The sequence below is a fragment of the Microbacterium sp. genome, assembly GCF_039812165.1.
Lineage (GTDB): Bacteria > Actinomycetota > Actinomycetes > Actinomycetales > Microbacteriaceae > Microbacterium.
The window spans coordinates 1-11,898 of the sequence record NZ_JBDIAB010000083.1 but is presented as its reverse complement, the minus strand read 5'-3'; the positions used below and the strand labels follow the sequence as shown (position 1 = coordinate 11,898).

The following is an 11,898-nucleotide window of genomic DNA, read 5'->3' as shown; positions in this document are numbered from 1 at the left end:
CGGCCCGTGCGATGATTGCCCGCCCGTCGGCGCGACCTTCTACAATCGACGGTGCACGGGCATCGTCCCGAGAACTGTCATCTGCGGGGTCGCTCAGCCGTCCCCATCAGAAGGGAACCGCATGTCCGGGCATTCCAAGTGGGCGACGACGAAGCACAAGAAGGCCGTCATCGACGCGCGCCGCGCGAAGTCGTTCGCCAAGCTCATCAAGAACATCGAGGTGGCCGCCAAGCTCGGCGGCGCCGACCTCACCGGCAACCCCACCCTGTACGACGCCGTGCAGAAGGCGAAGAAGACGTCGGTCCCCAACGACAACATCGATCGCGCGATCAAGCGTGGCGCCGGCATCGGCGGCGAGGCGGTCGAGTACCAGACGATCATGTACGAGGGCTACGGCCCGAACGGCGTGGCGCTGATGATCGAGTGCCTCACCGACAACAAGAACCGCGCGGCCGCCGAGGTGCGCACGGCGCTGACCCGCAACGGCGGCTCGCTCGCCGATCCCGGCTCGGTCGCCTACAACTTCCACCGCAAGGGCGTCATCGTCGTCTCGGGCGAGGGCACCACCGAGGACGACGTCATGATGGCGGCGCTCGAGGCCGGCGCCGAAGAGGTGGAGCCGCACGCGCAGGGCTTCGAGGTCATCACCGAGGCGTCCGACCTGGTGGCGGTGCGCGCGGCCCTGCAGGAGGCGGGCCTGGACTACGAGTCGGCGGACGTCGAGTTCGTGCCGTCGCTGAAGGTCGAGATCGACGCCGACACCGCCCGCAAGGTCTTCCGCCTCATCGACGCGCTCGACGACAGCGACGACGTGCAGAACGTGTTCAGCAACTTCGACCTGTCCGCCGAGGTGCAGGCCGAGCTCGAGAACGACGACTGACCGAGCCCAACGCGGGCTCTCCGGGCGATCCGACTTAGCGTGGGGGAGTGGCATCCCCTCGCCTTCGCGTGCTCGGCATCGACCCCGGCCTCACCCGCTGCGGCGTCGGCGTCGTCGACGTGGCGCGCGACCGGTCGGCACGGCTCGTGCACGTGGACGTCATCCGCTCCGACCCGGGCCTGCCGATCGAGCGCCGACTCGCCGTGATCGCCGCCGGCATCCGGGCGGTGCTCGAGGAGCACACGCCCGACGTCGTCGCGGTCGAGCGGGTGTTCGCACAGCACAACCGCCATTCGGTGATGGGCACCGCGCAGACGAGCGGCATCGCGCTGCTGCTGGCGGCGGAGCACGGCGTGCCCGCGGCGACGCACACGCCCACCGAGGTGAAGGCCGCGGTCACCGGCTACGGCTCGGCCGACAAGCTGCAGGTGCAGACGATGGTGGCCCGCGTGCTGCGGCTCGACGCGCTGCCCCAGCCGGCCGACGCCGCCGACGCGCTCGCGCTCGCGCTGTGCCACGCGTGGCGGGGCGGAGCGCCCGAGGCGTCGCAGGCGACGTCGCTCACGCCCGCCCAGCGCGCGTGGGCCGACGCCGAGCGGGTCTCGCGCCGCGAGCGTGTCGCTCGAACAAACGTCCGAAGCGGCGTCTAGGCTCGGGGCATGATCTCCTCCCTGCGCGGACGCGTGCTGCACCTCGACGACGAGAGCGTCGTGGTCGACGTCGGCGGCGTCGGCTATGCCGTGGCCGTCACCCCGCAGCTGTCGCGCGAGTTCCACGCCGGCGACGAGATCGTGCTGCACACGCACCTCGTCGTCCGCGAGGACGCGTTCTCGCTCTACGGCTTCGAGTCGCGCGACGAGCTCGTCGTGTTCACGCAGCTGCTGAGCGTGTCGGGCGTGGGCCCGAAGTCGGCGCTGGGCGTGCTCGCGACGCTCACCGTCGATCAGGTGGCCGATGCCGTGGGGTCCGAGGACGACGCGCCGTTCCGCCGCGTCTCGGGCATCGGCCCCAAGACCGCGAAGCTCATCGTCGTCCAGCTCGCCGGCAAGCTGCGGCCCTCCGGCCGTGCCACGACGGCGAGCGCCGGCACGGCCGCGACCGCCGTCAACGGACAGGTCGTCGCCGCGCTCGTGGGGCTCGGCTGGAGCGAGCGCGTCGCCCTCGACGCGGTGGCGGCCACGTCGGCCGACGCGCCCGCCGGATCGACGGTGCCGGCGCTGCTGAAGCTCGCGCTGGCCCACCTCGGACCCGCACGGACGGACCTGCCGCATGGCTGACCTGCACGAGCACGTGGAGGACGACGCCGAGCTCGCCGTCGAGGGGGCGCTGCGCCCGACGTCGCTGTCGGAGTTCGTCGGCCAGCACAAGGTGCGCGGCCAGCTGCAGCTGCTGCTCGACGCCGCCCGCATCCAGCAGCGGCCGCCCGACCACATCCTCATGGCCGGCCCTCCGGGCCTCGGCAAGACGACGCTCGCGATGATCGTCGCACACGACAGCGGTCGCCCGCTGCGCCTGTCCAGCGGGCCGGCGATCCAGCACGCCGGCGACCTCGCGGCGCTGCTGTCGAGCCTCGTCCCCGGCGAGGTGCTCTTCATCGACGAGATCCACCGGATGGCCCGCGCCGCCGAAGAGATGCTGTACCTCGCGATGGAGGACTTCCGCATCGACATCATGGTCGGCAAGGGCGCCGGCGCCACCAGCATCCCGCTCGACCTCGCCCCGTTCACTCTCGTGGGCGCGACGACGCGCTCGGGTCTGCTGCCCAACCCGCTGCGCGACCGGTTCGGGTTCACCGCGCACCTCGAGTACTACGAGCCCGACGAGCTCGAACGGGTCGTGGCGCGCTCCGCCGCGGTGCTCGACGTGGTCGTGCCGGCGCCCGCGCGCGCCGAGATCGCACGCCGCTCGCGCGGCACGCCGCGCATCGCCAACCGCCTGCTCCGGCGCGTGCGCGACTACGCGATCGTGCACGGCACGCATCCCGCGTCGGTCGGCGTGACCGAGGCCGAGGTGGCGGCCGCGCTCGACCTCTACGACGTCGACGAGATCGGGCTCGACCGCCTCGACCGGGCGGTGCTGGATGCCGTCGTGCGCCGCTTCCGCGGCGGCCCGGTGGGCCTCGGCACGCTCGCGGTGGCGGTCGGGGAGGAGGCCGAGACGATCGAGTCGGTCGTCGAGCCGTACCTCGTGCGGATCGGCTTCCTGGGGCGCACGCCCCGCGGTCGCATCGCCACCCCCGAGGCGTACGCGCACCTGCGTGTACCGCACGCCGATCAGGCGTTCCCGTTCGATGACCTATAATCGCTGAGGGCTTGAGTGCCCTTCTCCCCCCGAACAGGCCGCGTCATGACGGCGTGTCCACTGTGAAAGGTGCTCCCACCTAAATGTTTCTCGCAACAGCGCAGACCGCCGAGGTCAACCCGGCCATGAAGTTCTTCGCCGACTACGGCCTCATCATCATCCTCGTGGTGCTCCTGGGCTTCATGTTCTGGAGCTCGCGCCGCCGCATGCAGCGCACCAAGGCCGAGCAGGAGGCGAAGTCGCGCGCGATGGTCCCCGGTGTCAAGGTGCTGCTCCAGGGCGGGCTCTACGGCACGCTCGTCGAGTTCGACGGCGACGACCTCTCCAAGCCGGCGCGCGTCGAGCTCGCCCCCGGCGTGTCGGTCGAGGTGCACAGCCAGGGCATCCTGCGCGTGGTCGACCCGGTCGAGGAGACCCCCGCCGAGGCCCCCGAGATCGAGTCGATCCCCGGCGACGACACCGTCCCCGACGCGGACGACCCGCGCAAGCCCTGAGCCCGCGCCGCCCCAGCGGCCCGCACGAAAGCTGACCCTCCGTGGCCACACCCACTCCCGTCCGCCACGCCTGGCGGGCACTGACCGGCCTGCTGGTCGTGACGGCCGTGCTCTTCGGGATCAACGCGCTGGGTGTGTACGTGTTCGGCAAGAGCTCATGGACGCCTGAGCTCGCGCTCGACCTGCAGGGCGGCACGCAGATCATCCTCGAGGCGCGCACGCCCGACGGCGCCGCGCCCTCCCAGGAGCAGATGGACCAGGCCGCGACGATCATCCGGCAGCGCGTCGACGCCTCGGGCGTCGGCGAGGCCGACATCGCCACGCAGGCGGGCAACCAGATCGTCGTGCAGGTGCCGGGACAGGCCGACGAGGAGACGCGGCAGCGGATCGAGGCATCCGCCCAGCTGCAGCTGCGCGCCGTGCTCTACACCGGTGCCCCCGCGACGACCTATGTCGGCGAGGACGGCAAGCAGACGCCGTACCCGACGCCGGATCCCGCGCTGCCGGCGACGCCGACCGTCGCGCCCACGGACGGCAGCGACCTGAACTGGGTCACGCCGGCCCTGCAGGCGCAGTTCCTCGCCTACGACTGCGCCGACCCGGCCAACGATCCCGCGAACGCGCCGGCCGACCAGCCGCTCATCACGTGCGAGACCGACGGCTCGATCAAGTACATCCTGGGCCCCGTGGAGCTCGACGGCTCGTCGATCAACGACGCGACGTTCGGGCTGCAGCAGAACGACAACCAGTGGGCGGTGAACCTCACCTTCGACCAGGCCGGCACCGAGACCTTCGGCAAGGTCAGCCAGCGCCTGTACGGCGCGACGTCGCCGCAGGACCAGTTCGCGTTCGTGCTCGACGGCCGCGTGCTCTCGGCGCCCCGCATGCAGGGCGTCATCCTCGACGGCAAGCCCTCGATCACGGGCAGCTTCACGCAGGAGTCGGCCAAGACGCTCGCCGACCAGCTCAAGTACGGCGCCCTGCCGCTCAGCTTCGAGGTGCAGAGCTCCAACTCGATCTCGGCCACGCTCGGGTCGCAGCAGCTGCAGATCGGCCTCATCGCCGGCCTCATCGGCCTCGCCCTCGTGGCGCTGTACTCGCTCGTCGTCTACCGCGCGCTCGGGTTCATCATCATCGCGTCGCTGGCCGTGATGGCGGTGCTCACCTACATCACGCTGTGCATCCTCGCCTGGCGCATGGGCTTCCGCCTGTCGCTGGCCGGCGTCGCGGGCCTCATCGTGACGATCGGCTTCACCGCCGACTCGTTCATCGTGTACTTCGAGCGCATCCGCGACGAGCTGCGCGACGGCAAGTCGATCACCGGCGCCGTCGAGGACGGCTGGGGCCGCGCGAAGCGCACGATCTACATCTCGAAGTCGATCAACATCCTCGCCGCCGTGGTGCTGTACATCCTGGCCGATGCGACGGTGAAGGGCTTCGCGTTCACGCTGGGCCTCACGACCGTCATCGACATCCTGATCTTCATCCTGTTCACCCATCCGGTGCTGCAGCTGCTCGCCCGCACGCGGTTCTTCGGGTCGGGGCATCCGCTCTCCGGGCTCGACCCCGACGCGCTCGGCGCCGTGTACCGGGGCCGCGCGCAGTTCCGCGCGCCCGCCCCGACCGCCGGCGTCAAGGGCTCCGCCTCGCGCCGCGCCGGACGCTCGCGCGGCGAGGCCGAGCGCCGCCAGACGATCGCCGAGCGCAAGCAGGCCGAGCTCGCCGCGGGCGCGCGATCGAGCTCCTCGTCCGCCTCGTCGACGGAGAGGGACGACTGATGCGCTCCATGAACCAGCTGGGCAACGACCTCTACACCGGCCGGACGTCCTTCCCCTTCGTCGGCCGTCGCAAGCTCTGGTTCCTGATCGCGGCGATCCTCGTGATCGGCTCCGCGCTCGTGCCGCTGATCCGCCCGATCCAGTTCTCGATCGAGTTCACCGGCGGCTCGCAGTTCACCGTGAGCAACGTGGCGACCCCCGACCAGACCGCCGCGACCGACGCCGTCCAGTCGGTGGTCGCCGGGGCGGCGACGAAGGTCACGACGATCGGCGAGGACAGCATCCGCGTCCAGACCGACCAGATGACGGATGCCGAGACGCGCGACGTCTCCGCGGCCCTGGCCTCGGCGCTCGACGTCGACGCGGCCGACGTCAGCTCGTCGTTCATCGGCCCGAGCTGGGGGCAGGACGTCACCCGGCAGTCGCTGTGGGGCCTCGCGATCTTCCTCGCGCTGACGTTCGTCATCCTGGCGATCTACTTCCGCACGTGGAAGATGTCGGTCGCCGCGATCATCGGCCTGGTCGACGTCCTCGTCGTCACGATCGGCATCTACGCGCTGTGCGGCTTCGAGATCTCGCCGGCGGCCGTGATCGGCTTCCTCACGATCCTCTCGTATGCGCTCTACGACACCACCGTCGTGTTCGACAAGATCCGCGAGAACACCCACGAGGACGGTGAGAAGTCCGGCCGCACGTTCGGCGAGTCGGTCAACCTCGCCGTCAACCAGACCCTCGTGCGCTCGATCAACACGACGGTCGTGGCGGTGCTGCCCACCGGTGCGATCCTGTTCATCGGCGCCCTCTGGCTCGGTGCCCAGACCCTCACCGACATCTCGCTGTCGATCTTCGTGGGCACGATCGTGGCCGCGTACTCGACGCTGTTCGTCGCGGCCCCGCTGTACGCGTTCCTGCGCGAGAACGAGCCCGACATCAAGGCGCGCGACGAGCGCGTGCTCTCCGCGCGGGAGCGCGCTCTGGCCGACGTCTGACCGATCCCGTTCCGGGCGTAGGATTGACGAGTTCTACAGCGCGGAGGTGAACGGATGACCGAGACGGTGCCCGCGTCCGCCCAGACGCCGTCGCTGCGCCGTCTGGTCCCGCGCATCTTCTCCCGCTCGACGCCGCGTGCGGGCATCGAGCAGGTGCTGCACACCGTGCGCGCGCACCATCCGCGCGCCGACCTCGCGATCGTGGAGCGCGCCCACGAGGTCGCCGCCGAGGCCCACGCGACGCAGAAGCGGCTGAGCGGCGAACCGTACATCACGCACCCGGTGGCGGTGGCGCAGATCCTCGCCGAGCTCGGGCTGGGACCTCGTGCGATCGCGGCGGCGCTGCTGCACGACACCGTCGAAGACACCTCGTACACGCTCGACGCGCTGACGGCGGAGTTCGGCGACGAGGTCGCGATGCTCGTCGACGGCGTGACCAAGCTCGACAAGGTCACCTACGGCGACGCCGCCCAGGCCGAGACCGTGCGCAAGATGATCGTGGCGATGTCGAAGGACATCCGCGTGCTCCTCATCAAGCTCGCCGACCGCCTGCACAACGCGCGCACGTGGGGGTTCCAGTCGCCCGAGAAGGCCGAGAAGAAGGCCAGGGAGACGCTGGAGATCTATGCTCCGCTCGCCCATCGCCTCGGCATCCAGGCGATCAAGAACGAGCTCGAGGATCTCTCGTTCGCCGTCCTGCATCCCAAGCTCTACGTCGAGATCGAGAGTCTCGTCAAGCAGCGCACGCCGCAGCGCGAGCAGTACGTGCAGTCGGTCATCGAGGCCGTCGACGCCGACCTCAGGGAGCTCCGCATCCGGGGCAAGGTGGTCGGCCGCCCCAAGCAGCTGTACTCGGTGTACCAGAAGATGATCGTGCGCGGCCGCGAGTTCGACGACATCTACGATCTCATCGGCATCCGTGTGCTCGTGAACACCGTGCGCGACTGCTACGCGGCGCTCGGGGCCATCCACGCGCGCTGGACGCCGCTGCCCGGGCGCTTCAAGGACTACATCGCCACGCCGAAGTTCAACCTCTACCAGTCGCTGCACACGACCGTGATCGGCCCCGGCGGCCGCACGGTCGAGATCCAGATCCGCACGAACGAGATGCATCAGCAGGCGGAGTACGGCGTCGCGGCGCACTGGAAGTACAAGGACCGCATGAACGCCGGCAAGACCGATCACCGCTCGGTCGACGCCGATCTCGCGTGGCTCGCGCACATCTCGGACTGGCAGGCCGAGACCACCGACCCGGGCGAGTTCCTCGACTCGCTGCGCTTCGAGATCGGCGCCAAGGAGGTCTACGTCTTCACGCCCAAGGGCCGTGTGATCGGCCTGCCCGGCGGCGCCACTCCGGTCGACTTCGCCTACGCCGTGCACACCGAGGTCGGCCACCGCACGATGGGAGCGAAGGTCAACGGCCGTCTCGTTCCGCTGGAGTCGGAGCTGCACTCGGGCGACGTCGTCGAGGTGTTCACGTCGAAGAACCCCGACGCGGGTCCCAGCCAGGACTGGCTCGCGTTCGTGAAGAGCACGCGCGCCCGCAGCAAGATCCGCGGCTGGTTCACCAAGGAGCGCCGCGAGGAGGCGGTGGAGCAGGGCAAGGATGCCATCGCGCGCGCCATGCGGCGGCAGAACCTGCCGCTGCAGCGCCTGATGGGCCAGGACTCGTTCACCGAGGTGGCCCATCAGCTGCGCTACGAGGACGTCACGGCGCTGTACGCCGCGATCGGCGAGGGCCACGTCTCGACGCAGTCGGTGATCGAGAAGGTCACCGCGCTCGTGCGGACGCAGGAGGACACCTCCACCGGCCCCATCATGCTGCCGCCGGTGGGCCGCTCCCGCGCCCCGCGCGGCGGCGACTCCGGCGTGCTCGTGCGCGGCGCGTCCGACATCCTCGTCAAGCTCGCCAAGTGCTGCACGCCGGTCCCGGGCGACGAGATCGTCGGCTTCGTCACGCGGGGGAGCGGCGTGTCGGTGCACCGCAAGGACTGCACGAACGTGCGCGCGCTCATGTCCGACCCCGACCGGCTCATCGACGTCGAGTGGGCTCCGACGACCAAGAGCGTGTTCCTCGTGCAGGTGCAGGTCGAGGCGCTCGACCGCGCGGGCCTCCTGAGCGACATCACGCGCGTGCTGAGCGAGCACCACGTGAACATCCTCTCCGCGTCGGTGTCCACCACGGGCGACCGGCTGGCGCTCAGCCGGTTCGTCTTCGAGATGGGCGACATCGTCCACCTCGACCGCGTGCTCAACGCGATCCGCCGCGTCGACGCCGTGTACGACGTCTACCGCGTCACGTCGTCCTGACCGGGGCCGTCGCGCTCGAGCCGGTCGCGCAGGCACGCGACCGCGTGCCGCTTGCGGCGCAGCGGAGGCGCCCCCTCCAGCCACGCCAGCGTGCTGCGCACGAGCCCGGGGTGCACCGCGATGAGCGCGTCCGCCGCGGTCGGCGCGGCGCCGTCGGAGTCGACCCGGTCGCGCACGAGGTCGGCGAGGGTCCGCTCCGGCACGGTCACCGCGACGCCGGAGACGATGACGACGTCGCGGTCGGCGAGCCGCCCGTCGCGATAGCGGAGCCGCCGGTCGAGGAGCGGCGGACGGCGCCGCGCGCCCGTGCGCTGCACGCAGTGCCGCCGCGGCACCTCGGTGAGAGCGCCGTGCACCCAGGCCGCGGATTCGTGGGTGAACGCCAGCCCCGGGGCGCACACGCGGCGGAGGGATGCCGCACGCAGCTCGCGGGTCTCCACCGCGTCGGCGGGCATGAAGCCCTCGCCGACCTCGATCAGGTGGCCGTCCAGGCGCGCCGCCATGAGCTCGGGCGTGGAGAGGCGGTCATCGGCGAAGTACAGGAACGGCCACATGGCAGCAGTGTCGCCGATGCGGGAGCGCCGAGCCGCGGCATCCGACCGGACTGTGGAGAACCGGACGGATCGCGGCGGTGTGGAGGGACTCGATCCCGAGGCGGACTCCCGCCGGGGAGGCATGCCTCTGCGCGGTGAGAGGGGCTCAGCCGCCGAGGGCCTTCAGCCACGCCTTGCGCGCCTGCAGCGCCTCGCGCGCCTTGGCGGCGGATGCGGCATCCCCCCGCTTCTCGGCCTGGGCCGCCTCGGCCTCGAGCTTGGCGATCGCGTCGTGCAGCTGCTGCGACATGTCGCTCTGCCGAGCCTTGGTCTCGGGGTTGTTGCTCTTCCAGTCCGCGTCCTCGCGAGCGCGCACGGCCTGCTCGATCTTGCGGAGCTCGTCGTCGAGGGCGCGCTCCTTGTCGCGCGGGAAGATGCGGCCGATCTCGTCCCACTGGCGCTGGATGCCGGTGAGGAGCGCCCGCGCCTTCGCGGTGTCCCTCTCCTGACGGATCGCGGCGGCCTCGTCGAGGAGCGCGCGCTTGGCGTCGATCTTCTCGCGGGAGGCCTCGGCGTCGGCCTGCTCGCGATCGGCGCGGGCGCCGTACAGGGCGTCGCCGGCGGCCTTGAACCGCGCCCACAGCGCGTCGTCGGCCTTCTTGCCGGCCCGTCCGGCGTTCTTCCACTGGTCGAGCAGGTCGCGGTAGGGGCCGATGCCGTCCTCGCCCTTGCTCGCGAGCGCCTCGGCGCGCTCGATGAGCCGCTGCTTGGCGTCGCGTGCGGTGCGGTGCGTCTCGTCGAGCACGGCGTAGAAGTCGCGGCGGTGCTTGTCGACGACGCTGCGCGCGTCGCGGAACCGCTTCCAGAGCCGCTGTCCGACGGCCTTGGGCAGGCGCGGCCCGGTGGCCTGGTGGGCCTGCCAGCGCTCGAACAGCGCGGTCGCCTCGGCCGCGGTCTGCTTCCACTGGATGGTCTTCGGGTCGCGGGCCGCGATGGCCTCCATCTGCTCGACCAGCTGCGTGCGCTCGGCGACCGCCGCGTCGACGGCCTCGCGCGCCGCCTGGGCCTCGGTGGCCGACGCCTCGGTCAGGGCGTCCTCGAGCGCGGCGACGCGGGCCTGCAGAGCGGCCAGGTCGCCCACGGCGGACGCCCCGGCGATGCGCTCGCGCACGGTCTTCGCGGCCGACCGGAGATCGGCGGCCGACGCGCCGCCGCGGCGCTGCCGCACCTCGAGCAGCGTCACCTCGCCGGCGAGGTCGGCGTACTTGCGCTCGAAGTAGGCGAGGGCCTCTTCTGGCGAGCCGTCGGGATACTGGCCGACGACACGCCACTGGTCGCCCTCGCGGACGGACACGGTGCCGTCGTCGTCGACACGGCCCCAGGGCTCGGAGACGGCGGATTCTGGTGTGCTGGCGGAAGTCACGGGATGCACCTCGTCACGGCTCACGCCGTATGGGGGTTCGGTCGGCTCACAGCCTAGTATGCCGGGCGCGCCGGTTCAGGGCGTGGTCTCCGGCGTGGGCTCGGGTGCCGGCTCCTCGGCGGGGGTCTCGGGCGCGGCGGGCTCGGCCGGCTCCTCGGTGGGGACGTCGGTCGGGGCGGGCGACTCCGCGGGCACGGTCTCGGTCGGAGCGGGGGTCGGCGTGGGCTCCGGCACACCGGGGCCGAGGGTGTAGTAGGCGACCTGCCCGCCGACGACGGCGAGGATCAGCACGCCTCCCGCGACGCCCGCGACGAGGTTGTCGCGCCGGCGGCGGCGGAGCTGCGACTCGTGGAGCTCGCGGCGCGCCTCGTAGAGCCGAGCACGTTCCTTCGCCTCGCGCGTGGTCTTCTTGCCGGCTCCCGCAGCCAACGGGCCCTCCTTCGGTCAGCCGCACAAAGCCTACGGTCCCCGTGGGGCGACGGCCAAACGCGCGATGTCGCCGGCCACGATTAGCCTGGACGGGTGACCCCGTCCGCCCTCTTCCAGGCCCCGACGCCGCTCGCGGTGCGCATGCGGCCGGTGTCGCTCGACGAGGTCGCCGGGCAGCAGCATCTGCTCCGGCGGGGATCGCCCCTCGTGGCGCTCGCAGACCCGGGAGCCGCGACCAAGTCGGCGGTCTCGGTCATCCTGTGGGGGCCGCCGGGCACCGGCAAGACGACGCTCGCGCAGGCGATCGCGCGATCGTCCGGTCGCCGCTTCGTGGAGCTGTCCGCCGTGACCGCGGGGGTCCGCGACGTCCGCGAGGTCATGCAGGACGCCATGACGCAGCGCGACCTGTACGGGCAGTCGACGATCCTGTTCCTCGATGAGATCCACCGGTTCACGAAGGCGCAGCAGGACGCGCTGCTGCCCGGCGTCGAGAACGGCTGGGTCATCCTCATCGCTGCGACCACCGAGAACCCGTCGTTCTCGGTCATCTCGCCGCTCCTGTCGCGATCGCTGCTGCTCACGCTGCAGCCGCTCAGCGACGACGACCTGGGCCTCCTCGTCGATCGCGCCGTGTCCGATCCGCGAGGCCTCGCCGGTGAGGTCGCGCTCGACCCCGAGGCGCGCGCGGCGCTCGTGCGGCTCGCCTCGGGCGACGCGCGGCGGGCGCTCACGGCGCTGGAGGCGGCGGCATCCCTCGCCGG

At 71.5% G+C, this 11,898-nt stretch carries 12 protein-coding genes; 9 read left to right on the top strand and 3 right to left on the bottom strand.

The window, feature by feature from the left end; all coding sequences use genetic code 11:
- Nucleotides 1–121 precede the first annotated feature (121 nt).
- From WML84_RS08390 to WML84_RS08355, 8 genes are all read left to right on the top strand, one after another.
- Nucleotides 122–880, top strand: coding sequence for a YebC/PmpR family DNA-binding transcriptional regulator (locus WML84_RS08390; RefSeq protein WP_347345692.1), 759 nt, complete (start codon nucleotides 122–124; stop codon nucleotides 878–880).
- 47 nt (nucleotides 881–927) lie between these two features.
- On the top strand, nucleotides 928–1,530 hold the full coding sequence (gene ruvC / locus WML84_RS08385) for a crossover junction endodeoxyribonuclease RuvC (RefSeq protein ID WP_347345691.1): 603 nt from the start codon (nucleotides 928–930) through the stop codon (nucleotides 1,528–1,530).
- Between the two features lie 9 nt (nucleotides 1,531–1,539).
- Nucleotides 1,540–2,157 carry a Holliday junction branch migration protein RuvA gene (ruvA, locus tag WML84_RS08380; RefSeq protein WP_347345690.1) on the top strand — a complete coding sequence of 206 codons (618 nt, stop codon included), beginning with the start codon at nucleotides 1,540–1,542 and terminating at the stop codon, nucleotides 2,155–2,157.
- Nucleotides 2,150–3,181 (top strand): Holliday junction branch migration DNA helicase RuvB, encoded by a 1,032-nt coding sequence (gene ruvB / locus WML84_RS08375; protein WP_347345689.1) that lies wholly within the window; start codon nucleotides 2,150–2,152, stop codon nucleotides 3,179–3,181. The genes ruvA and ruvB overlap by 8 nt, the downstream gene beginning before the upstream one ends.
- Before the next feature lie 83 nt (nucleotides 3,182–3,264).
- The gene (locus WML84_RS08370) at nucleotides 3,265–3,675 is read left to right on the top strand and encodes a preprotein translocase subunit YajC (protein WP_347345688.1); all 411 of its coding nucleotides are present in this window, start codon (nucleotides 3,265–3,267) and stop codon (nucleotides 3,673–3,675) included.
- Nucleotides 3,676–3,716: 41 nt separating this feature from the next.
- A complete protein-coding gene (secD, locus tag WML84_RS08365; RefSeq protein ID WP_347345687.1) occupies nucleotides 3,717–5,453 on the top strand; it encodes a protein translocase subunit SecD in 1,737 nt (578 codons plus the stop codon).
- Nucleotides 5,453–6,442: a protein translocase subunit SecF gene (gene secF, locus WML84_RS08360; protein WP_347345686.1), complete on the top strand. Its 990-nt coding sequence runs from the start codon at nucleotides 5,453–5,455 to the stop codon at nucleotides 6,440–6,442. Before secD ends, secF begins: the two co-directional genes overlap by 1 nt.
- Before the next feature lie 54 nt (nucleotides 6,443–6,496).
- Complete coding sequence (locus tag WML84_RS08355; protein ID WP_347345685.1) at nucleotides 6,497–8,752, top strand: bifunctional (p)ppGpp synthetase/guanosine-3',5'-bis(diphosphate) 3'-pyrophosphohydrolase; 2,256 nt, start codon at nucleotides 6,497–6,499, stop codon at nucleotides 8,750–8,752.
- On the opposite strand, the gene WML84_RS08350 is transcribed toward WML84_RS08355, so the two are convergent.
- The 3 genes from WML84_RS08350 to WML84_RS08340 form a co-directional block, all read right to left on the bottom strand.
- Nucleotides 8,731–9,306, bottom strand: a complete 576-nt coding sequence (locus WML84_RS08350; RefSeq protein ID WP_347345684.1) for an SAM-dependent methyltransferase — start codon at nucleotides 9,304–9,306, stop codon at nucleotides 8,731–8,733. The genes WML84_RS08355 and WML84_RS08350 overlap by 22 nt on opposite strands.
- 145 nt (nucleotides 9,307–9,451) lie before the next feature.
- The gene (locus WML84_RS08345; protein WP_347345683.1) at nucleotides 9,452–10,708 is read right to left on the bottom strand and encodes a DUF349 domain-containing protein; all 1,257 of its coding nucleotides are present in this window, start codon (nucleotides 10,706–10,708) and stop codon (nucleotides 9,452–9,454) included.
- 75 nt (nucleotides 10,709–10,783) lie between these two features.
- The gene (locus WML84_RS08340) at nucleotides 10,784–11,137 is read right to left on the bottom strand and encodes a dioxygenase (protein WP_347345682.1); all 354 of its coding nucleotides are present in this window, start codon (nucleotides 11,135–11,137) and stop codon (nucleotides 10,784–10,786) included.
- 141 nt (nucleotides 11,138–11,278) lie between these two features.
- On the opposite strand from WML84_RS08340, the gene WML84_RS08335 reads away from it, so the two are divergent.
- On the top strand, nucleotides 11,279–11,898 hold a 620-nt coding region (locus tag WML84_RS08335), incomplete at its 3' end, for an AAA family ATPase (protein ID WP_347345693.1).